Origin of the sequence: Burkholderia sp. FL-7-2-10-S1-D7, from assembly GCF_001524185.1 — a bacterium.
In the GTDB taxonomy this organism is placed as follows: domain Bacteria; phylum Pseudomonadota; class Gammaproteobacteria; order Burkholderiales; family Burkholderiaceae; genus Burkholderia; species Burkholderia diffusa.
This window is the reverse complement of the sequence record NZ_LOWY01000074.1, coordinates 227,063-247,400: the sequence shown is the minus strand read 5'-3', so window position 1 is coordinate 247,400 and position 20,338 is coordinate 227,063. Positions and strand designations below refer to the sequence as shown.

At 62.2% G+C, this 20,338-nt stretch carries 20 protein-coding genes and 3 pseudogenes; all 23 read left to right on the top strand.

Going from position 1 to position 20,338, the window contains the following annotated elements:
- Positions 1 to 57 precede the first annotated feature (57 nt).
- Positions 58 to 1,365, top strand: a complete 1,308-nt coding sequence (locus tag WS75_RS23455) for a phage major capsid protein (RefSeq protein ID WP_059683632.1) — start codon at positions 58 to 60, stop codon at positions 1,363 to 1,365.
- A 59-nt stretch (positions 1,366 to 1,424) separates the two neighbouring features.
- Positions 1,425 to 1,607 carry a hypothetical protein gene (locus WS75_RS23450; protein ID WP_059683630.1) on the top strand — a complete coding sequence of 61 codons (183 nt, stop codon included), beginning with the start codon at positions 1,425 to 1,427 and terminating at the stop codon, positions 1,605 to 1,607.
- A gap of 6 nt (positions 1,608 to 1,613) precedes the next feature.
- Positions 1,614 to 2,180 carry a hypothetical protein gene (locus tag WS75_RS23445; protein WP_059683628.1) on the top strand — a complete coding sequence of 189 codons (567 nt, stop codon included), beginning with the start codon at positions 1,614 to 1,616 and terminating at the stop codon, positions 2,178 to 2,180.
- Positions 2,180 to 2,506, top strand: coding sequence for a phage head closure protein (locus WS75_RS23440; RefSeq protein ID WP_082729712.1), 327 nt, complete (start codon positions 2,180 to 2,182; stop codon positions 2,504 to 2,506). Before WS75_RS23445 ends, WS75_RS23440 begins: the two co-directional genes overlap by 1 nt.
- Entirely contained in the window at positions 2,499 to 2,921 is a 423-nt protein-coding gene (locus WS75_RS23435) for an HK97-gp10 family putative phage morphogenesis protein (RefSeq protein ID WP_059683624.1), read from the top strand. Before WS75_RS23440 ends, WS75_RS23435 begins: the two co-directional genes overlap by 8 nt.
- The gene (locus WS75_RS23430) at positions 2,918 to 3,262 is read left to right on the top strand and encodes a hypothetical protein (protein WP_059683622.1); all 345 of its coding nucleotides are present in this window, start codon (positions 2,918 to 2,920) and stop codon (positions 3,260 to 3,262) included. The genes WS75_RS23435 and WS75_RS23430 overlap by 4 nt, the downstream gene beginning before the upstream one ends.
- Positions 3,263 to 3,319: 57 nt before the next feature.
- A complete protein-coding gene (locus WS75_RS23425; protein WP_059683620.1) occupies positions 3,320 to 3,775 on the top strand; it encodes a phage tail tube protein in 456 nt (151 codons plus the stop codon).
- A 30-nt stretch (positions 3,776 to 3,805) separates the two neighbouring features.
- Positions 3,806 to 4,270 carry a phage tail assembly chaperone gene (locus WS75_RS23420; protein ID WP_059683618.1) on the top strand — a complete coding sequence of 155 codons (465 nt, stop codon included), beginning with the start codon at positions 3,806 to 3,808 and terminating at the stop codon, positions 4,268 to 4,270.
- Positions 4,267 to 4,548 carry a phage tail assembly protein T gene (locus WS75_RS23415; RefSeq protein WP_059683615.1) on the top strand — a complete coding sequence of 94 codons (282 nt, stop codon included), beginning with the start codon at positions 4,267 to 4,269 and terminating at the stop codon, positions 4,546 to 4,548. Before WS75_RS23420 ends, WS75_RS23415 begins: the two co-directional genes overlap by 4 nt.
- 10 nt (positions 4,549 to 4,558) lie before the next feature.
- Positions 4,559 to 8,659, top strand: coding sequence for a phage tail tape measure protein (locus tag WS75_RS23410; protein ID WP_059683614.1), 4,101 nt, complete (start codon positions 4,559 to 4,561; stop codon positions 8,657 to 8,659).
- Entirely contained in the window at positions 8,659 to 8,997 is a 339-nt protein-coding gene (locus WS75_RS23405; RefSeq protein ID WP_059683611.1) for a phage tail protein, read from the top strand. Before WS75_RS23410 ends, WS75_RS23405 begins: the two co-directional genes overlap by 1 nt.
- An 8-nt stretch (positions 8,998 to 9,005) precedes the next feature.
- Complete coding sequence (locus WS75_RS23400) at positions 9,006 to 10,496, top strand: hypothetical protein (RefSeq protein WP_059683608.1); 1,491 nt, start codon at positions 9,006 to 9,008, stop codon at positions 10,494 to 10,496.
- Positions 10,496 to 10,831, top strand: a pseudogene (locus WS75_RS23395) (phage minor tail protein L); the annotation flags it as partial. The gene WS75_RS23400 and the pseudogene WS75_RS23395, both read left to right, overlap by 1 nt.
- 105 nt (positions 10,832 to 10,936) lie before the next feature.
- Positions 10,937 to 11,476: pseudogene (locus tag WS75_RS35215) on the top strand (phage head spike fiber domain-containing protein); the annotation flags it as partial.
- Positions 11,477 to 11,590: 114 nt separating this feature from the next.
- Positions 11,591 to 11,932, top strand: a pseudogene (locus WS75_RS35210) (phage minor tail protein L); the annotation flags it as partial.
- Between the two features lie 49 nt (positions 11,933 to 11,981).
- The gene (locus tag WS75_RS23385) at positions 11,982 to 12,734 is read left to right on the top strand and encodes a C40 family peptidase (RefSeq protein WP_059683606.1); all 753 of its coding nucleotides are present in this window, start codon (positions 11,982 to 11,984) and stop codon (positions 12,732 to 12,734) included.
- A complete protein-coding gene (locus WS75_RS23380) occupies positions 12,731 to 13,294 on the top strand; it encodes a tail assembly protein (RefSeq protein WP_059683603.1) in 564 nt (187 codons plus the stop codon). Before WS75_RS23385 ends, WS75_RS23380 begins: the two co-directional genes overlap by 4 nt.
- Positions 13,291 to 18,048 carry a phage tail protein gene (locus WS75_RS34705; protein WP_082729711.1) on the top strand — a complete coding sequence of 1,586 codons (4,758 nt, stop codon included), beginning with the start codon at positions 13,291 to 13,293 and terminating at the stop codon, positions 18,046 to 18,048. The genes WS75_RS23380 and WS75_RS34705 overlap by 4 nt, the downstream gene beginning before the upstream one ends.
- Positions 18,045 to 18,353 carry a hypothetical protein gene (locus tag WS75_RS34700; protein WP_082729710.1) on the top strand — a complete coding sequence of 103 codons (309 nt, stop codon included), beginning with the start codon at positions 18,045 to 18,047 and terminating at the stop codon, positions 18,351 to 18,353. Before WS75_RS34705 ends, WS75_RS34700 begins: the two co-directional genes overlap by 4 nt.
- Complete coding sequence (locus tag WS75_RS23370) at positions 18,353 to 19,069, top strand: hypothetical protein (RefSeq protein WP_059683602.1); 717 nt, start codon at positions 18,353 to 18,355, stop codon at positions 19,067 to 19,069. The genes WS75_RS34700 and WS75_RS23370 overlap by 1 nt, the downstream gene beginning before the upstream one ends.
- A 55-nt stretch (positions 19,070 to 19,124) precedes the next feature.
- Positions 19,125 to 19,418, top strand: coding sequence for a phage holin family protein (locus WS75_RS23365; protein WP_059683600.1), 294 nt, complete (start codon positions 19,125 to 19,127; stop codon positions 19,416 to 19,418).
- Entirely contained in the window at positions 19,411 to 19,830 is a 420-nt protein-coding gene (locus WS75_RS23360; RefSeq protein WP_059683598.1) for a glycoside hydrolase family protein, read from the top strand. The genes WS75_RS23365 and WS75_RS23360 overlap by 8 nt, the downstream gene beginning before the upstream one ends.
- Positions 19,827 to 20,294, top strand: coding sequence for a DUF2514 family protein (locus WS75_RS23355; protein ID WP_059683596.1), 468 nt, complete (start codon positions 19,827 to 19,829; stop codon positions 20,292 to 20,294). The genes WS75_RS23360 and WS75_RS23355 overlap by 4 nt, the downstream gene beginning before the upstream one ends.
- The last annotated feature ends 44 nt before the right edge of the window (positions 20,295 to 20,338 follow it).

The following is a 20,338-nucleotide window of genomic DNA, read 5'->3' as shown; positions in this document are numbered from 1 at the left end:
CGCGTCTCAGTTGAACAAAGCCACCTTCGGGTGGCATTTTTTTTAGGAGAAGGGTAAGTGAACGTCAATGAACTCCGCCGCGAACGCGCTGCCATCAACCAGCGTGTTCAAGCGCTGGCTCAGATCGAGTTGGGCGGCACCGCATTGTCGGTCGAACAGCAGGCCGAATTCGACCAGCTCAGCTCGAAATTCAACGAGTTGACCGCACAAATCGAGCGCGCGGAAGCCGCGGAGCGCATGGCCGCCGCCGCCGCGGTGCCGGTCGATCCGACGCCGGCCGCAGTCACTGCACCGGGTGCGGCGTCCGTACCTGCACAGCCGAAGGTCCCGGAAGTGAAGGGCGCGAAGATGGCACGTATGGTTCGCGCTCTCGCGGCGGCGCGTGGCGACGCGCAGCTTGCTTCGAAACTGGCGATCGAGCGTGGTTTCGGCGAGGAAGTCGCGATGTCTCTCAATACACTCTCGTCGAGCGCGGGCGGCGTGCTCGTGCCGGAAAACCTGTCGAGCGAAGTGATCGAACTGCTGCGTCCGAAGTCGGTTGTTCGGAAGCTCGGCGCGCGCACGCTGCCGCTCGCGAACGGCAACATCACCATCCCGCGTCTGAAGGGCGGTGCGATCGTCGGTTACATCGGTGCGGACAGCGATATCCCGGCGACGCAACAGCAATTCGACGACCTGCAACTGACGGCGAAGAAGCTCGCCGCGCTGGTGCCGATCGCGAACGATCTGATCAAGTATTCCGGCGTGAACCCGAACGTCGACCAGCTCGTGGTCAACGATCTCACGTCCGCGATCGGCGCGCGCGAAGACAAGGCGTTCATCCGCGACGATGGCACGGCGAACACTCCGAAGGGGCTGCGCTTCTGGGCTCTTGCCAGCAACGTCATCACCGCGAGTGACGGCTCGACGCTGCAAAAGATCGAGACGGATCTCGGCAAGGCCATTCTCGCGCTCGAAAACGCCGACGCAAATCTGACGCAACCCGGCTGGATCATGGCTCCCCGCACGTTCCGATTCCTCGAGGGTATGCGCGACGGGAACGGCAACAAGGTCTATCCCGAGCTCGCCAACGGGATGCTCAAGGGCTACCCGGTCGGCAAGACGACGCAGGTGCCCGTCAATCTCGGTGACGCCGGCAAGGAGTCGGAAATCTACTTCACCGACTTCGGTGACGTGTTCATCGGCGAAGCGGAAACGCTCGAGATCGACTACAGCAAGGAAGCGACCTACAAGGACGCTGGCGGCGAAGTGGTCAGCGCGTTCCAACGCGACCAGACGCTGATCCGCGTGATCGCGAAAAACGACTTCGGCCCGCGTCACGTCGAGTCGATCGCCGTGCTGTCCGGCGTGACCTGGGGCGCGTAAGCGTAGTCGCAACCGTGCGGCTCGATCCGTCGTGATCGGGCCGCCGTTCGGAGAAAAACATGAAGGTGGTCAAGTTCAAGCGGCATTACGCGCAATACACGCCCGGCGATATCGCGGGTTTCGAGGACGCGCACGCCGATCGGCTCGTCGATGCGGAAATCGCGGAGGCATCCGTGCCGGAATCGAAGGAGGCGAAAGCGTCGCAGAAGGCCGACACGGGCAAGCCCGTGGCAAAGGGGTAATCCCAGATGGCTGCTGTTCTCGTCGAATACCTGGACGACACGGAGCCGCTTACCTTCGAGGACGTTGCGATTCAGTGTCGAATCGATGACGACGAAGAACGGGATTTCATCGAGCGCACGGTGATTCCCGGTGCGCGCCAGGCGGCCGAACGGAAGTCGGGGGCCGCAATTCGAAAAGCTCGCTACTTCGAGCGGCTGGCGGCCTTCCCGGTCAGTGACTTTCCGCTGTCGGTCGGTCAAGTGCTGCGCGTCGACAGCATCGAAATGCGCGACGGCACCGGCACGGCGTCGACACTCGACCCGAAAGGGTATGAGCTTGTCCAGCTCGGGCGCGAAACGTTGTGCGCGCTGCTTGGTGCTACTCACTGGCCGAACGCGCGGGCTGTGACGATCACGTATCAGGCTGGTGTCGACATCGAAAAGCATCCGTCGGTGCGGTCGTGGATGTTGCTTGCGGCCGCGTGGGCCTACGATCATCGAGAGCTTTTTTCCGAAGGCCAGGCAATCGCACAGATGCCAGACGGCTACGCGGACCTGCTGCTCGATTCGATCACCGTTCCGCCGAGGTTTTGATGAAGGCTGGAAAACTAAAAGAGCGAATCGTCATCGAGCGGCCGAGCGGGGAAGAAAACGAGAACGGCGAAACGTTGCCGGGGGCGTGGGTCGTGCATGCACGGCCGTGGGCCGACGTGCTGTTCGTGAACGGGAAAGAACACGTTGTTTCCGGGGCGGTTCGAGGTTCCACTGTCGCCAGCATGCGTATTCGCTATCGGGCAGGAATCGACGAGCAGATGCGTGTGCGGTACGACGGTAGGCTGTACGACATCACGGCGGTGCTGCCGGCCCGTATGCGTGGCTATCTCGACCTGTCAGTAAAGGTGGGAGAGAAGTATGTCTAGCATCCAGATTCTTGGTCTCGCAGACCTGCAAGCCGACTTCACCAAGCTCGCGAAGGCGCAGTCGACGAAGGCACTCCGACGCGCAACGTTGGCAGGTGCGAAAGTCATTCGTGACGAAGCCCGTGCGCGAGCGCCGAAAAAGACGGGGAAGCTGAAGCGGAACATCGTTTCGGCTTCGCTGCGGCAGAAGGACTCGCCAGGTGTGGCGACTGCTGGTGTTCGTGTTCGAACGAAGGGGAAGGAGGATTCGCCCAATAACGCGTTCTACTGGCGTTTCGTTGAGCTTGGCGCGCAGCACATGAAGTCCGAGCCGTTCATGCGACCGGCGTTCGATGCATCGATCGCGCAGGCTGAAGGTGCGATTCGAACCGAAATTGCTCGCGCGATCGACGAAGTGGTTGGGGGTGGGTTTTGAGCGCATTGATTGTCCGTAACACGATAGGGACAGTGGGCGTCGCCAAGGGCTACGTGTCCGTTGCCGCGTCGACTGCGAAGTCTCCGTACTACGTCGTGTCGCGCGTGAGCGGTGAGCGCGATATGGCGCTTGGCGGAGTGACCGGCGGCAAGTCGGGCATGTTTCAGATTGACGTTTACGCGAAAACCTATACGGAGGCCGACTCGCTTGTCGATCAGATCATTGATCGCTCGTCATCGAGCGGTCGGTTCGACGTCGGTGGGATCAGCGAATTGCCTGACGACTATTCGAACGACACGGGTGATTTCCGGCTGAGTATCGAGTTGTCTGTCCAGTTTTAAGCAATTCATTTTTCTGTTTGGCCCGCCGAGTGCGGGCCATTTTCATTTGAGGGGCTTATGGCCGAGAAAAGCAAGCGCATCAAGGCGCAGGGAACGAAGGTCGAGGTGTCGAAGACTGTTTCGACGGACCTCGATGACAAGACGCTGGTTTTCGTCGATTTGAACACGACTGGCAAGACGATCCAATGGCAGGGCGGCCAGTCGTCGGAAATCGACGTGACGACGCTCGCGAGCGAAGAGAAGGAATTCGAGCTGGGCTTGCCGGATCCGGGCGAATTCTCGGTAGACGGCAACTATTCGTCCGACGACGAAGGTCAGTTGGCTCTCCGGGCTGCTCGCGGGACTGGCGAAAAGCGAGTGTTCCGCGTCACATTCCGGAACGGTGCGCAGTTTCTGTTCGTCGGCATGGTGCGTCAGTACACGTGGTCGGCAGGCGTCGATGGAATCGTGACGTCGACGTACAGCGTGCGCGTCAGCGGTTCGCCGAAGGAAATCCCGCCGTCGGCAGGTTGATCAATATCGCGAACCAGCAAGGAATAGAAGATGACGAACAAGGTAAAAGCTGGCGCGATCCGCGCCGCGATTCTCAACCCGCTGGCCGGCTGGAAACACGAATTTGTGCCGATGCCGGAGTGGGACGGCGTCACTGTCGCCGTGCGCGAGCCTCTGCTCGAGGACCGTGCGTTTTGGCTCGAACCGCTTCGCGCGTCGGCGGGTGTCGAGCAGGACGACGACCAGGACACGGCGCGCGCGAAGTATGCGCGCGTCAGCGCCGAAGATTACAAGGCGTCATACGCGCGTCTGTTCGTGCGCGTCCTTTTCATCGAGACGCCGGAAGGCTGGCGCCGCGAATTCGAGGACGACGATGCCAAGGATGTCGCTGAAGCGTACGGTGCCGCACACGATCGTATCGTCTCCAAGGCGATCGTGCTCGGCGACCTCAACGTCGACCCGGACGAAGCGGGAAAAAAGCCTTCCGCCGAAACCCCGACCTCCGACTTGAACTGACGTTGGCGCTGCGCCTTGGCAAGACGCTTGCCGAGCTGCGCGCGTCGATGTCAGCGGCCGAGTTTGTGCTGTGGCAGGCATTGGACGCCGAATCGCCGATCAGCGATGACCGGTACGACTTGCATGCCGCGATGGTCGCGTCGGCAGTGTTCCAGGCTCAGGGCGCAAAGGTGAAGGTGTCCGACATGTTGCCAAACTGGGGTGGCAGCGAATCGGATGAAGTTCAAGAGGTTGCTGATGATGCGTTCTTCGCAGCCCTCATGAGCATGGCAAAGTAGGCGGAAAAATATGGCAACAAGTCTGCGCGAACTGATTGTTAGCGTGACCGCCAACACGACGGAATATGACCGTCGGATGCGCGGATTGGCATCGTCAGCCGGCGGATATTTCAACGCAGTCCGGGATGGGGGCCGGGCTGCCGACGCGGCATTCGCTTCGAACGCGGCAAGCGTACAGGTGACGGTGCGCGCGATCGAGGCCGCGCGAGGGTCGATTCGCGGGTATGCCGAGGCAGCCGCTGCGGCATTCGGCGTGCACCGGCTCGTCGAATATGCCGACGAATGGACGAACCTGAGCAACCGGCTCAAGATCGTCACGCGAGACCAGATCGACTTTGCGATCGCGCAAAACGATGTGGTTCAAATCGCGCGTACGGCACGCCAACCGCTCGATGCAACCGCTGAGCTGTATCAGCGCATCGCGAACAACACGGGTCATCTTGGCCTATCGATCAAGCAGGTTGGGCCGCTGGTCGAGACGATCAGCAAGGCGGTCGCGCTGTCCGGTGTTTCCGCCGATACGGCGCGGATGGGTATCGTGCAGCTTGGCCAGGCTTTCGCGTCTGGTCAGTTGCGCGGCCAGGATCTGCACAGTGTGCTTGAAGAACTGCCCGGCGTCGCCGAGGCAATCGCGCGCGGGATGGGGCGAAGCTCGTCCGAGCTGAAGGGGCTGGCGGAGGCTGGCAAGCTGACCGTCGAAAACCTCATCGATGCGTTGAAGAACGCCGAGGCGAGCACGGACGCGTTGTTCTCCAAGATGCAGGTGACGGTCGATCAGTCGATGACGCGTCTGCATACGGAGATCCTGAAATACATCGGTGAAGCGGACCAGGCCACGGGCGCGAGCGCGAAGCTGTCGCAAGGCATCATCTATGTTGCTGAGCACATCGACCAGATCGTGAAGATCAGTGCGTCGCTTGCCGCGGGCCGGCTCGCGGTGTATTTCGTGCAGACTGCAGTAGCCGCGGGAAAGTCGGCGATTGCGTGGAATGCCGAGCGCCAAGCGCTACTCGCGAAAGCGCAGGCAGAGAATGCGGCTGCACTGGTGACGATCAGCCGGGCGCAGGGCGACCGTGACGCGGCGGCCGCGAAACTGCAGAACGCTCAGGCGGCCGAAGTTGCGGCACAGGCTGAATTGGCTGGCATGCGCGCTATGCGCGAAAGCCTCGCCATGCAATCGGCACTGACGGCAGGTTCGATTCGGTACACAGAGGCAAAGCTTGCAGAGGCGCGGGCGATTGAATCGAGCGCCGTGGCGCAGGTGGCGACAGCGCGTTCGAATCTTGCGAGCAGTCAGGAGATCGGCACGCGGATCGCCGGCACGCCGTACGCGGCTGTGATCGCGCGCGAGACGGCAGTGGCGCAGGGCGAGCTCGAGCGGGCCGAGGCATCTCTCGCGCTTGCGCAGCAGCGCCGCGTGGCGCTGGAAGCTGCGGCGGCCAAGGGTACGGTCGACCAGACGCGCTACGCGGCGGCGCTGGCCGAAACCGAGAAGGGGCTCGCGGTCGCCGAGCGCGAGGTTGCGGCGGCAACGCAGGCACGCGAGCGGGCCGAGCGCGGCGCGACAGCGGCGACGGCGGGCCTGGCCGCGGCAACCGAGCGTGCGGCGGTGGCACAGACTGCTGCCGCCCGTGCGGGCTCGCTGATGCGCACAGTCGGGACCGGTCTGCTGTCGGTGATGGGCGGCCTGCCGGGCATCATCGCGACAGTCGGCACGGTGGCGCTCGGCGCCGCAGTGAACTGGCTGGTATTCCGCGATCACGCGAGCAGCGCGACGTCGAGCCTGGTCGACATGCAGGCGCCGCTCGACCAGATCATCGAGAAATATCGGCAGCTGTCGCCGCTCATGCAGGAGGCGGAGCGGCTTCGTGTTGAAAAGGCGGGGCAGCGCTCGAATTCCGATGTGGCGGCGGCGTATCAGACGCTTGCTTTCAAGGCAACACAGGCGGTAATGCCGGCGTCGATGGATGGCGGGATCGCTTTCCTGTCTCCGGAAGTTCAAGAGGCGGTTGACAAGCTCAACGCGTCTCTTCGCACGGTCGAGGCATCAGCGGAGAGTGTTGTCGAGAAATCGAAAGCTCGGCTGGGGCTTATCGATGAGTTTGCGAAGGCGACGGGTGGCGGGGCGGAACTTCGAGAGTCCTTGATCGCGGCGGCGGAAGTAATTGACGTTGCCGAGGGTGCTTCAAGGAAAAACTCCGAGGCTCTTTCGGCGATGGGCGCGGAGGCTCGCGGTGCCGCAGACGGAATCAGGTTGCTCACGCAGGAAAACAATTTCTTCGCGGGCGGTATGGCTGCCGAGGCGTGGAACAAGTACGTCGAGAAGCTGAAGGAAGCGTCCGACGTGATCGGCATGACTGCGCGGCAGCGCGCCGAGTATGAGGCGAAGTCGAAGAGCGCCAACACGGCGGAGGCACGGCAGGCCGGCTTGATTGCGGGCCGGGCCGACGCGTACAAGTCGCTCGAAAAGGCGATTCAGGACAAGGATGCCAAGGCCGAGGCGGGCGCACGTCGGAATATCGACAACCTGACGCGCGAACTCGCGCTGATGAACCAGCAGATGGTTGTTGCGGCGGCGCTTGCTGAATTTCAGGCGGATCTCGTCAGCAAGAAATTCGAGAAATTCGGGTTCAACGCTGATGCGGCGCGGGCGGCGGCTGCGGCGCGTGGTAAGCGGGCTTTCGACGATACGGTTTCGGAGTCGGCCGCGCAGGTCGCGCGCATCACCGTTAATGCGCCGGCGTTGGGACACAAGGCGCGCTCGGGTGGCGCTCGAGGCGAGTCGGAAAGCCAGCGGTTGCTCGACAACATCGCGCAGCGGATCGCGCAATTGCGTGTCGAGGCGGTCGCGACCGACAAGCTCACGCAGTCCGAGAAGGATCGCATCGGCTTTGACCAGAAACTGACTGACTTGGCCGGCAAGCGCGCAAAGCTATCCGAGGGGGACAAGAGCCTGATCCGCGATCAGGCGGCGATTCGTGCGGCATACGACCGCGCTGTGCAGCTTGAGAAGGAGGTGCGGTATCACGACGCGATCAACAAGCTGAAGGAGCGCAGCGCGCAGATCGATGCCGAGCTGGCCGACTACGCGTCGGAGCGTCAGCGCGAGGTCGAGCGCGAGCTCGCGTCGATGTCGATGGGCGACAACGCGCGCGAGCTGAATCAGGCGATGAGCCGCGTGGGCGATGAGTTTCGACGTCGACGCGACGATTTTACGAAGGGCGCGCGCAAGGACGGCACGCTCGGCTCGCCGGAATATCTGGCCGAAATCGAGCGCATCAACCGGGCCGAGGCCGAGCAGATCGAGCGTGAACGCGGTTATCTCGATCAGCGGCTCACTATGCAGCGTGATTGGCGCGTCGGCGCGAGCCGCGCGGTCGCGCTGTATCAGGAGTCCGCGGAGAACGCCGCAGGCAGGGCGGAAGAGGCATTCACCAGTTCGTTTCGCAACCTCGAGGATGCGGTCGCATCGTTCGCGGCAACCGGCAAGCTGGATTTCCGCGGGCTCGTGGACAGCATGATCGCCGATCTGGCGCGGTTCGCTGCGCGGGCAGCGATGGCGCCGGTGTTTAGCGCCCTTGGTTCTGTCCTGGGGCTGGGCGCGTCGGCGGCTGGTGGCTTTAGTTCGTCGTCGCTGTTGGGCGGTATCGGTGGCGGCCTGACGGATGCATTTGCGGGTAACGGTGGCAATGCTTACGGATTTCACCTCGCCACGGGCGGGCGTGTTACCGGGCCCGGCACGTCGACGAGTGACAGCATCCCCGCGTGGCTTTCGAACGAGGAATTCGTGGTGAGGGCTGCGGCGGTGCGTAAGCCGGGCGTGCTTCGTCTGCTCGAGGCGATCAACAGCGGGCAGGATCTCGGCTTCGCGAAATTTGCGAACGGCGGGCTCGTTGGCGGCGGCTCGGCTGGTGGTGGCGTGCTCGGTGGCCAGGGTGGCGGAATCGAGCTGAATATTCCGGTGACGATCGAGGGTGGCAGCGGCGACGCGTCGCAGATGATGGCGAGCGCCGAGTTCGTGAAGAAACTCACACAGATGGTACGGGGGCTCATCGCCACTGAGAGCCGCCAAGGTGGAGCGCTCTGGAAACTGAAAAACGGGATGGGGTGATGACCGACACATTTAATTGGTCGCCGACCGTGCAAGGTTTCGGCGGCGACACGACGCTGCATGTGCGAAAAGCCGAGTTCGGCGATGGGTACACGCAGCGTGCGGCCGACGGCCTCAACAATCGGTCGTCGACATACAACCTGCGGTTCGTCGGCAGTGCGGCCAAGATCACGGCGATATTGGAGTTCCTCGACGCACATGCGGGCGCGATCTCGTTTTTGTGGGCGCCGCCACTTCGCGAGCAGGGGCGGTTCGTGTGCGAGAAGTATTCGGAGCCGGTAAAGGACGGCAAGTCGTACACGATCACCGCACAGTTTGAACAGACATTCGCACCGTAGGACAGGGAATGGCAATTCTTCAAAAAGCAAACCTGGGCACGGTGCCGACAGGGTCAGGCGGCGACGACCAGCGTACGGCGAACACGAAGTTCAACGCGAACGTTGATGTATTGAGCGCGCAGGCCGTGCTCACGACGGCATCTCCCATTACTTCATCGCAGGCGTTGACTGCGGCCCGTCATCTGGGGAGACGGGTAAGCATCAACATTGCTGCAGGCGGCACGATTACTTTGCCGGCGGCTTCGGCATGCGCTGCCGACGGGGTGCTCCATATCCGGAACGTCGGAAAGGCGATTGCTATCGCCGTCGCGGCCGGATCCGGCGACGCGCTCGCACTCACGAAGCTCAACACCGGCGAGGCGGTTTTGCTGGATACGGACGGCGTGAATGCGTGGCGAGTTCTCATGCGCGGCCGGGCATACGGCGATGATGAGGTAGTTAATGGTGCGCTCAGTGTCGGCGGCGACCTGCTCGCATTTGGGAAGCTTGGCGGCATCGCGGGCGCGAACCTGCTGGTGAATGCCTCAGGCGAACTCGGAAACATCGGCTGGAACGGCACCAACTTCACGGCAGATCGCGATGCGAATGCGGGAAACGGACCATTCTTCAGGAATGCGGTTGCCCTGACTGGCGGCCCGCTGTACAACTACAGCGATTACATTCCAGCGGTTCCCGGAATTGAGATCGCGATTCAAGGCGTAATTGCGGCCAGCGGTATGACGGCGGGGGCTGCAACGTTTGGCGTGGAATTCGTCGATGCGTCTAACGCGCTCCTGAGGGTTATTGCGCCGGCCTCCGTAACGTTTGGCAGCGGGCCGACGTTTCGCACTGCGGCCGGAACGGCGCCCGCCGGAACTACAAAGATGCGGTTTCGGATAGGAGTGACTGCGGGGCCGATCGGTCCGATCGGGGCGGCGACGTACGCCAACCTCAAATGCGAGGCTGGCACCTCAGTGTCGGCATATTCACAAGAGGCGACCGTTGCCTACTTGGGAGGTGCACCGGCATATTCAGGTCGGCCGACATTTGACGGAAAAGTGCCGTGGGATACCGGCAACTTGCCGAGCCCGGTGCAGACCTCCCAGCTCGGCGGAGGCGTGGTCACTACCTCGACCACGGTGGTGGACACGCCGTATAGCAGCTCCGGCGCCTTCGCGAATATGTGGAGCTATAACTTCACTCACAAGGGCCTCAACGGTACTGCACTGATTTCGTTCTTCGGCGGTATCGCTGTTGCTGGTACGTCGTCGAATTTGACCGTCGGTTACAACTTCAAGTTGATCGATACCGCTACCGGGACGGCACTAGATGAAAGCGTGGCCTACCAAGACTTACTCGCGGTAATCGGCAACTGGAGCAATTTCTATCACGTGAGCGCGTCTATCGCAGCAACTGGTCTCGTGGTAGGTCGGACCTACCGTATTCAAGTGAGTGGATTCAAGACTGCGAATGTAGGCCCTATCGCGTTGGCGATAAATATCCGCGGAGTGACCGTGTAATGTCGATTACCAGTGACATTCAACAGCTGGAACCTGGCAGGCGCGTTGAACTATTCGAAGTCGATTGCAGTGCGATTGGCGGCGACGTCTTGCGCTTTCACGGACACCTGCAGTCGACTTCGATCGTGTGGCAAGGGAAGGAATACAAACCGTGGCCGATCCAGGCGGCCGGATTCGAGCGGACGTCAGACGCACGCCAGCCGTCGCCAACACTGACCGTCGGGGACATCGACGGCACGATCACGGCGCTGTGCGTCGCGCTCGACGATCTTGTCGGGGCAAAAGTCTACCGACGCCGAACGCTCGCCAAGTACCTCGACGCAATCAACTTCCCGATCGATCAGGTCGCGAAGAACGAGCGGTTTGGGATTGGTGACGGTGTTACGCGTGCATTTCAACTCGTCGGTCCTGACGGCCTCGCGGTCGTCCGCGATTTGGCGGTGACGGCGATCCGGCGGACCGACTGGCAGGGAAGCAGGCTCCTATACAGGGCGACGCGGACGAACGCGATCCGCTTCTCAGAAGACTTCGCGCAGTCCGCATGGTCGAAGATTGGTTACGGAACGGGGGTCGCACCTGTGGTGACGCCGAATGCCGGCCTCGCGCCGGATGGCGTAAGTCGGGCATGCCGGATCGTATTCGATCGCGGGGCCGGTACGACGGACAACGATCGAAGCGAATTGTCGCAAGGGCAAACGACGATCACAGGACAGACCTTTGCGCAGGGGGTATGGCTGCGATCGTTCGATGGCGTTTCCATTTACCAGCTGCAGATCAGCTTTCACAATGCCTACCCAATCATCGCGAATGTCACGCCGGCCTGGACGTATTTCGAGCATGCGGCGCCGGCGATGGATACCGCGCGGGGCTTCCGGCTGGATCTGCGTGCGTCCAAGGGTTCGGCGCGCGCGGACGTGCTCGTGTGGGGCGCGATGCAGGTACAAGGTACGGAAACGGGCGCGTACATCCCCACAGGCGCCACGCCCGTATCGATGACTGATTACACCGTCGACCAAGCCGGTATCGTTCAACTGCCGGCCGCGCCCTTGAAATCCGCAGTATTGACGTGGACTGGGTCTGGGGTGGCGGGAAGCAATCCGTCTGCAGATCCGAATGAGGAGTGGCCTGTCGAGCAGTGGCGCATTGAGCAGAAAAGCGATGAGCAACCCGGCGTGCAGGTCGAATTCACCTTGTCGTCGCCACTCGATTTTGGCGGTCAGCAGGTGCCGGCGCGGCAGATCGTCGGCATGTGCCAATGGCGCTATCGCGGACCCGAGTGCGGCTATACCGCCATGGTGTTTTTCGACAAGGACGACAAGCCGGTGAGCGATCCAGCGCTCGATCGGTGCAGCCAGAAAATCAGCGGGTGTGAATGCCGGTATGGCGTGAACAATCCGCTGCCGCACGGCGGCTTTTTGTGCGACACGCTCGCCTAGCCATCCGACCAACCTCACTTCACGGACCCGCCAATCGGCGGGTTTTTTTATGGACGAACGAATCAAGCAGGCGATCGCGGCACACGCGATTGCCGAGTATCCGCGCGAATGCTGCGGGCTCGTCGTGAGGACCACCGCGGGAGACGTCTATTTGCCCGGTAGAAACGTCGCGTCGGCGCCAACCGAACAATTCTCACTCGCATCCGAGGATTACGCGGACGCGGAGGACATGGGCGAGATTCTCGCGCTGGTGCACTCGCATCCAAACGGCATCGCGCAGCCGAGTATGGGCGACCGTGCAATGTGCGAGCGTGCCGGAATTCCGGTGTGGGTAATCGTATCGCTCGGCGTGCAGGCGGACGGTTCGATCGCCGTCGACAACTGGTGCGAATTTGGGCCGAGCGGATACGCCGCGCCGCTGTACGGCCGGGAGTATCTGCACGGTGTACTCGATTGCTATTCGCTCGTGCGCGACTGGTATCTCGCGGAGCGCGGCATCGCGCTACCAGACTTCGAGCGGAAGGACGGGTGGTGGGACGACGGGTATTCGAACCTGTATATCGCGCACTACCAGGACGCGGGGTTTCTCGACCTGGGGCGCGACGCGCAGCTCGAGCCGGGCGACGTGCTGCTGATGCAGGTCCGGAGCAAGAACCGCGTGCCCAATCATTCGGGGGTGTATCTCGGTGACGGCATGTTCGCGCATCACATGTACGGGCGATTGTCGTGTCGGGCAGTCTGGGGTGCGATGTGGCGAGACTGTTGCACAACGGTGCTGCGATATGTCGGAGGCGCGAATTGATCGAGAAAGTGCGTGAGGTGAGGCTTTACGGGATGTTGGGCACGCGCTTCGGTCGGATTCATCGTCTGTCGGTGTCGTCGACGTCCGAGGCACTGCGCGCGCTGTCGGTGCTGATCCCGGGCTTTCGGCAGTTCCTGCTCGACGCGCAAAGCAAGCGGTTGACGTTCGCCGTATTCAACGGTCGACGAAACCTCAGCAAAGACGATCTCGATGCGCCGGTCGGCAACGACACGATTCGGATCGCCCCGGTAATCATCGGCAGCAAGAGCGGCGGGCTATTTCAGACGATTCTCGGCGCTGCCCTAGCCGTGGTCGGTTTCGTCTTTAATCAGCCGACGCTTATCGGCCTGGGCGTCTCGATGGCGCTCGGCGGCATCACACAGATGCTGAGCCCGCAACAGGCGGGGCTCTCGGGCGTTGCAGACAACGGCACGTCCTACTACTTCAACGGACCAGTGAACAGCGCGGCGCAGGGCGAGCCCGTGCCGCTTGTCTACGGCGAAATGATCGTCGGCTCGAAGGTGGTCAGCTCGGGCATTTATACGGAAGACCAAGTGTGAAGAAGATTTACGCGGAATCTGGCCCGAGGCGGATCAGCGGCGCGAAGGGTGGCGGCGGTGGCGGTAGTGGGGGCGGTGAATCACCGGACAACCTGCACTCGATCGCGCGCGCGAAGGTGCTCGACATCATTTCCGAGGGCCCGATCGTAGGTCTGGTGAAGGGTATGCAGTCGGTGTTTCTCGACGGCACGCCGATTCAGAATTCGGACGGCTCAGTCAATTTCCAGAATTACAGCGTCGATGTCCGCACTGGCACGCTTGACCAGGATTTCATGCCGGGCTTTCCGGCGGTCGAACGCGAATCGGCCATAGGTGTGTCGCTGACCTCCGATGCGCCGTGGGTGCGGCAGGTGCAAAACACGCAGCTGACGGCGGTCCGTATTCGCTTCGGCGTGCCTGCGCTGCAAAAGAGCGATCCGGCAGCCGGCGTGTTTGGCTATCGCGTCGAATATGCGATCGATCTGTCGGTCGACGGTGGCTCGTATGCGCAGGTGCTGTCGTCGGCATTCGATGGAAAAACGACGTCGCTGTACGAGCGCTCGCATCGTATCGAGCTGCCGCGCGCATCAACCGGCTGGTTGGTGCGCGTGCGGCGTATCACACCGAACGCGCACAGCTCGCTGATCGCAGACATGGTGAATATCGAGGCGATCACCGAGGTTATCGATCGCAAGCTCCGCTACCCCATGACGGCGCTCGTCGGCATGACGTTCGACGCACGCTCGTTCTCGCAGGTGCCGGTGCGCTCGTACCACGTTCGCGGCCTGATTGTCCGCGTGCCTTCGAATTATGACCCTGAAGCGCGCACGTACTCGGGCGTGTGGGACGGCACGTTCCGACTGGCGTGGACGAACAACCCGGCGTGGATCTTCTATGACCTGCTGTTGAACGAGCGGTACGGCGTTGGAAAAACGGTCGATGCGTCGATGATCGACAAGTGGGGGCTGTACGAAATCGCGCGTTACTGTGATGTGATGGTGTCCGATGGTAAGGGCGGCGTCGAGCCTCGCTTCACGTGCAATTGCGTGATTCAGTCGGCGGCCGACGCGTTCAAGGTGCTGCAGGACATCGCCAGTGTTTTCCGCGGCATCGCGTACTGGGGGCCAGGCGCCGTGGTCGCATCGGCCGACATGCCTTCGGATCCTGTGTATGTGTACACCGCGGCTAACGTGATCGACGGGGCATTCCGGTACGTGGGCAGCGAGCGTAAGACGCGATACACGGTTGCGCTCGTCAGCTACAACGATCCGTCGAACCAGTACAAGCAGGCCGTCGAATATGTGCCTGACGATGACGGAATCGCGCGATACGGCGTCGTCAAGACTCAGATTACCGCGTTCGGCTGCACGTCGCAGGCCCAAGCGCATCGGCTCGGGAAGTGGATTCTTCTGACGTCCCGCTACGAGTCGGGCACGGTGTCGTTTCAGGTGGGGATGGACGGCGTGCTCGTCGGGCCTGGCCAGGTCATCGCGATTGCAGATCCGAGGAAGGCGGGCCGGCGAATCGGCGGTCGAATCCGCTCCGCAGCTGGCGCGGTCGTCACGCTGGACAAGGCGCCGACGGTGGCACCGGGCGATCGTTTCACGGCGATCCTGCCGTCGGGTGTTGCGCAATCGCGCACCGTGAAGTCGGTCGATGGCGACGTGCTCACAATGGCGGATCGTTTCGATGCCGATCCAGTTTCCGGCGCGGTGTGGATGATCGAAGGCAGCGAGCTTGCCGCCCAGCTCTATCGCGTTGTCAGCGTGCAGGAGAGCGACGACGACGGGCAGATCGCATACACAATCATCGCGGCGATGCACGAGCCGGGGAAATACGCGGCGATCGACGAAGGTGTGCAAATCCAGCAGCGGCCACCGACGATTATTCCGCCGTCGGTGCAAGGCGCGCCGGCAAACGTGAGGGTCTCGACATACTCGGCGGTCGACCAGGGCATTTCGAGAACGACGATGGTCATCGCTTGGGATTCCGCGGAAAACGCCGTGACGTACCTTCCGGAATGGCGAAAGGACAACGGTGAGTGGGTGACGGTCGCGCGGACCGGCAGCCTGCAGGTCGAGGTGCCGGGAATCTATCAGGGCCGCTACGTGGCCCGCGTGCGGGCGCAGAATGTGATGGGCGTCACGTCGCTGCCGGCCGTCAGTGCGGAAACGCAGTTGACGGGCAAAACGAGCCTGCCGCCAGCTGTTGTATCGCTGAAGGCCTCGGGCGTTGTGTATGGCATCAACCTCGATTGGGCGTTCCCGGCTGACGGCTCAGCGGGCGACACACAACGTACGGAAATCTGGCAAAGCCGCACGCCGAACCGCGCCGACGCAATCAAGCTGTCGGACTTTGCGTACCCGCAGGCCTCGACGTCAATCCAGGGTCTTGCGGTCGGTCAGGTCTTCTATTACTGGGCCCGCCTGGTCGATACGACGGGGAATGTCGGACCGTGGTTCCCGGCATCTGGCTCGGGCGTACAGGGGCAGCCGACGAACGATCAAAGCGCCTACGAAAAATACTTCGAGGGGCAGATCTCCCACTCGGCGCTGGGCGAGGATTTGAAAAAACCGATCGATGCGATCCCGGGAATTCAGAAGGATGTCGCAAACAACGCGAGTGCGATAGCGCAGGAGGTGTCGGATCGCGCGGCGGCAGTCGCCAGCGAGGCGCGGGCCCGCGCGGACGCAATTTCAAAGGAGGTGAAAGATCGCACGGACGCGATCGCAAAAGAGGCAAAGGACCGAGCCGATGCCGTTGCTGCGGAAGCGCTGCAACGCGGCGCGGCAGTTACGGCCGAGCAGCAAGCCCGGCAGACGGCGGACGATTCCCTCGGCAAGCGGATCGATACGGTGACTGCCAGTGTCGGCGACGCTGCGGCTGCCATAAAGCAAGAGGCGACCGCGCGAGCCGATGCTGACGGGGCGCTGTCGACGCGTATTGATGCAGTCGTCGCCAAGGCCGACAACAACACGGCAGCAATCACGTCGGAGGCGACGACGCGTGCCAGTGCCGATACGGCGCTCGGCAAGCGCGTTGACGCGGTCGTTGCCGACGTAGGCGCGAACAAGGCGGCGATCACGGGCGAACAGCAAGCCCGTGCCGACGCCGACGGTGCGCTATCGAGCCGAATTGATACGGTTGCGGCGTCTACCGGCGCCAACGCCGCGGCGATCTCGGCTGAACAGAAAGCGCGTGCCGACGCTGATGGCGCACTGTCGACGCGCATCGATGCGGTGACGGCGACCGCCGATGCCAACAAGGCGGCGATTACAGCCGAACAAAAGGCGCGAGCGGATGGCGACACTGCCAACGCAACCAGTATCACGGCGCTCACCGCGCGAGTAGGGGCCACGGAGAAGCCCGCTGCGAATCTGTTGCCGAATCCGTCGGGTGTCAATGGCGTATCCGGATGGAGTTCGCCGCGCGGTTTCACGGCGGCGCTTGACGCTGATGGCTACCGGTTCGCTGCAGATGCGCAAGGTGCGGTTGGAACCACGGTATTTCAGACCGACCTCGTTCCTGTGACGGGCGGTTTGCCGTATGCCGTGTCTGGCGAGCTCCTTGTCGATGCCGCTGCTTCCGGGTCGAATTACTTCGACGTGCTGTATTTCGACGCAAACCGGCAGCAGGTGCTCGACGGGAACAATACGCCACCCGCAAAGATGGACGGGACGTGGAGCCGATATTCGACAGTCGATGCTTCGGTGCCGGCGCGTGCCGCGTTCGCCCGAGTGAGGTTGGTCTGCACCAATGCGAGGTGGACAACGCTGAAATGGCGGCGAGTCAAGTTGGAGCAGAGCGCCTCGGCGACACCGTTCTCGGACGAGGGCGGTACGGCGTCGAATGCTGCGGCAATCGTATCGGAAAAGAGCGCGCGCGCCGATGCGGACAGTGCGCTGTCGACGCGCATTGACACGGTATCGGCGTCCACCAGCGCCAATGCAGCGGCAATTTCGGCCGAGCAGAAGGCTCGCGCGGACGCGGACGGTGCACTTGCATCGCAAATCAATCAGGTGTCTGCGCAGCTCAATGTGCCGATGGCGGGCGACACGGGGCAGGCGGCCGGATCGACACAGGTGATGGCCGGCGTCTACTCCGAGCAAGCTGCGCGTGCCGAGGCCGACATGGCGCTCGCACAGCGGCTCGATTCTGTGACGGCGCAGATGCAGAACGGTCAGGCATCGTTGTATGCCGATATTCGAACTGAATCACAGGCCCGCGTCGACGCGGTGAGTGCGCAGGCAGAAGAGATTACGACGGTTCGTGCGCAGGCGAACGCGAACGCTGCGGCGGTCCAGACGGTTGCGCAGTCGTATGCGGATCTGAATGGGCGTGTTTCGGCGTCGTACCAGATCAAAACGCAGATCACGTCGGACGGCCGAACGTACATCGCCGGCATCGGCATTGGGGTCAACAACAACGAGGGCATTTTCGAGTCACAGGTGTTGGTGTCGGCGCAGCGCTTCGCAGTGGTGGATCCGAATAACGGGGGCGCGTCGATCGTGCCGTTCGTGGTGCAGGGCGGCCAGGTGTTTTTGCGGCAGGCGCTGATTGGTGCCGGGTGGATCACGAACGCCATGATCGGCAGTTACATCCAGTCGGACAACTACGTCGCGGGACAGCAGGGATGGCGGCTCGACAAGAGCGGCTGGTTCGAAATCAACTCGACCGATGGTCGCGGCAACCGGACGGTAATCGATAGCAACGGCGGGCGCGTATACGACGCAAACGGCGTACTGCGCGTGCGATGGGGGGTGTGGCAGCAATGAGCGCGGGGTTCTGGGTTTGGGATGGCACAGGCCGCATGGTCCTCGACGGTACGTCGCGTGCCGGGCGCGTCGTTGGGATCGTGTACACGGGAGGCGGTGCGGGGTCCAATCCGGCTGATTTGTCAGGGGGCACGCCGTTCTGGGCGTTCATGCCGCAGTGGATTTTTCGGCGTGTCGGCGGTGCAGAGCCTACGCCGGTTGTCGCGATCGATGCATTCGGAATCAGCTGGTCGTACAGCGGGAATAGCAGCGGATCGAACGCATACTCGCCGGTGCCTGGTTGGCTTGTTTTCGGGGTGTATTGATGGACGCAGGGTTTCAGGCATTTACGGACAGCGGCCTTTATCAGATCGATGGGAGGACACCGAACTATCAGATGGTGCAGGCGATGTCAGGGCAGGCGGTAGACACTTCGTTACCGCTTGCGGTCAACGATGTGGGGAAGCCGTTCGGCGCGACGCTTCCGAGCATCGCATTCTCGTTCAACTCCACAGTCGGGCCGATGTATGGCGTGTATGCATCTGATGGCGTCGGTATTTCGGTTTGGAACGTGAGCGTCGACGGTGGCGCTTACACGATTCGATTCGTGACTGAGCGCCCATGCGTCGTCTATTTTTTTCTGTTCGATCGCACACCCCCCGTCAATAGTGGTTTCGGGTTTCAGGTGTTTGCGCCGGATACGAAGCTCATCGCGGACACGTCGGTGCCGTTCCTTCGCGTACTCGATGTGATCGTCGATCACTACGTGCCTGGCACGGGATTTGTGACGATTGGGGCTCCCGGGCCGCAGTGGAAGTCGCGATCGTACGGCAGGCCTGTTTTGATTTCGGCTATCGCGCCGGTGCATGTTGGCTGGAGCTATGCCCCCGCCGGTCTGGAGATGACGTCGATTCGTGTGACTGGCGACACGATCGCATGGGGAACCTCGATGTGGGGAGGTGGGAGGAAGCCAAACTTTACGGGATTTAAAGAGCAGTGGCATCACATGTTCATGGTGCTGGATGCGACAGGGATTGTGTGATGGGCCGCCAATTTGGCGGCCTTTCTTTTTACGGGGCAGGAATCGGGGAGCAGTAATGCAAGAGCACGAAAAGACGATCTTGGAGTTAATCCTCATGGGCGGACTGATTGGAATTGCGAAGGTTCTGGTCGGTAGCGAACAGCTGACGTTTCGGCTCGTTGCAGGGCGCGCGGTGCTCGGTTCGGCGACGTCGATGGTCGCCGGCCTGGCGCTGTTGCAGATCCCTGATCTGCCGCCGATCGCGTTGCTCGGCCTCGGGAGCGCGTTTGGCATCGTCGGGTCGCAGTACCTCGAGGTGCTGCTGCGCAGAAAGGCAAAGCAATTGTTTGGGGAGAGCAAGAATGGGTAATTACGACGCGGCCGCTCTGAAGGCCGAACTGATGCGCGACGAAGGGCGCAAGTACCGCATCTACACCGACACGGTAGGCAAGGTGTCAGGCGGTATCGGCCGCAATTTGACTGACAAGGGTTTCCGGGACAGCGAGATCGATCTGATGTATGAGAACGATCGAGCCGAGACCGAGGCATGGCTCGACCGCAATCTGCCGTGGTGGCGAGCGCTGGATCCGGTGCGCCAGCGCGTGATGATGAACATGGCGTTCAACATGCAAGGGAAGTTGCTCGGGTTCCGAAATTTCCTCGCGGCCGCGCAACGCCGCGACTGGAGCACGGCCTCAGCCGAAATGCTCGACAGCCTGTGGGCGCGGCAGGTCGGGGATCGCGCAAAGCGCCTCGCATCGATGATGCGGAGCGGCGTATGACCTGGTTCGATCCTCGCCTATGGCTGGTTGTTATCGCCGCAGTGTTCGTTGGTGCTGCGGCCGGGTATTCGAAGGGGCATCGCGACGCCGACCAATCTCACACAGTTGAAACGCAGGCGCAGCGAATTCGGGATCTCGTCACTGAGCGTAACGAGAGCGACCGGATTGCTCGCCAACAACAGAAGGACGCTGAAGATGCTTCGAAAAAACGAGACCAAGCGCGCGCTGATGCTGCCGCTGCTGCTTCCATTGCTGACGGCCTGCGCAAGCAAGTTGCCGAACTCATCGAGCGATCGCGCGGTTCCGCCGCTTCGGCCAGAGGCCCGGCAACCGGCAACGCCCTCGATCTGCTCGCCGACGTGCTCGGCCGGACTGACGAGGCTGCGGGAGAGTTCGCGCGAATCGCTGACGAGCGAGGCATCGCCGGCCGGCAGTGCGAGCGTGACTACGACGCCCTGAGGTAATCCCCCCGAGAAGCCGGTGTGATCAGAAGTAGAATTTTCTTGTT

What these genes read in the sequence shown, in the direction of transcription:
- WS75_RS23450 (WP_059683630.1), top strand. Translation starts at nt 1,425, where the DNA reads ATGAAGGTGGTCAAGTTCAAGCGGCATTACGCGCAATACACGCCCGGC.
- WS75_RS23445 (WP_059683628.1), top strand. Translation starts at nt 1,614, where the DNA reads ATGGCTGCTGTTCTCGTCGAATACCTGGACGACACGGAGCCGCTTACC.
- WS75_RS23440 (WP_082729712.1), top strand. Translation starts at nt 2,180, where the DNA reads ATGAAGGCTGGAAAACTAAAAGAGCGAATCGTCATCGAGCGGCCGAGC.
- WS75_RS23435 (WP_059683624.1), top strand. Translation starts at nt 2,499, where the DNA reads ATGTCTAGCATCCAGATTCTTGGTCTCGCAGACCTGCAAGCCGACTTC.
- WS75_RS23425 (WP_059683620.1), top strand. Translation starts at nt 3,320, where the DNA reads ATGGCCGAGAAAAGCAAGCGCATCAAGGCGCAGGGAACGAAGGTCGAG.
- WS75_RS23420 (WP_059683618.1), top strand. Translation starts at nt 3,806, where the DNA reads ATGACGAACAAGGTAAAAGCTGGCGCGATCCGCGCCGCGATTCTCAAC.
- WS75_RS23410 (WP_059683614.1), top strand. Translation starts at nt 4,559, where the DNA reads ATGGCAACAAGTCTGCGCGAACTGATTGTTAGCGTGACCGCCAACACG.
- WS75_RS23405 (WP_059683611.1), top strand. Translation starts at nt 8,659, where the DNA reads ATGACCGACACATTTAATTGGTCGCCGACCGTGCAAGGTTTCGGCGGC.
- WS75_RS23400 (WP_059683608.1), top strand. Translation starts at nt 9,006, where the DNA reads ATGGCAATTCTTCAAAAAGCAAACCTGGGCACGGTGCCGACAGGGTCA.
- WS75_RS23385 (WP_059683606.1), top strand. Translation starts at nt 11,982, where the DNA reads ATGGACGAACGAATCAAGCAGGCGATCGCGGCACACGCGATTGCCGAG.
- WS75_RS34700 (WP_082729710.1), top strand. Translation starts at nt 18,045, where the DNA reads ATGAGCGCGGGGTTCTGGGTTTGGGATGGCACAGGCCGCATGGTCCTC.
- WS75_RS23370 (WP_059683602.1), top strand. Translation starts at nt 18,353, where the DNA reads ATGGACGCAGGGTTTCAGGCATTTACGGACAGCGGCCTTTATCAGATC.
- WS75_RS23365 (WP_059683600.1), top strand. Translation starts at nt 19,125, where the DNA reads ATGCAAGAGCACGAAAAGACGATCTTGGAGTTAATCCTCATGGGCGGA.
- WS75_RS23360 (WP_059683598.1), top strand. Translation starts at nt 19,411, where the DNA reads ATGGGTAATTACGACGCGGCCGCTCTGAAGGCCGAACTGATGCGCGAC.
- WS75_RS23355 (WP_059683596.1), top strand. Translation starts at nt 19,827, where the DNA reads ATGACCTGGTTCGATCCTCGCCTATGGCTGGTTGTTATCGCCGCAGTG.